At 41.6% G+C, this 219-nt stretch carries 1 pseudogene; it reads left to right on the top strand.

Annotated features, from left to right (window positions below):
- Nucleotides 1-43 precede the first annotated feature (43 nt).
- Nucleotides 44-219, top strand: a pseudogene (locus tag CXF74_RS23040) (IS91 family transposase); the annotation flags it as partial.

Genomic DNA, 219 nt, shown 5'->3' with positions numbered 1-219 from the left:
ATAAGTTACCGATTGAATGGGAAGTAACATGCAAGGAGGTTTTATGAGTCAATTTATCTCACTGCTTGAACGCTACCATCAACAATTGGAAGCCCAATATGGTGGATTATTAAATCAAGATATTCGCCGTGCCATCACTGATATGTTGCATTGTAAAAGTGATGCAACTCGAGTCAGCCAATGGCACTGCGGACATTGTCAGTATGACCAACAACACCC

The sequence above is a fragment of the Psychromonas sp. Urea-02u-13 genome, assembly GCF_002835995.1.
Classification (GTDB): domain Bacteria; phylum Pseudomonadota; class Gammaproteobacteria; order Enterobacterales; family Psychromonadaceae; genus Psychromonas.
The sequence above is the reverse complement of the archived record's forward strand: the minus strand, read 5'-3'. Positions and strand labels throughout refer to the sequence as shown.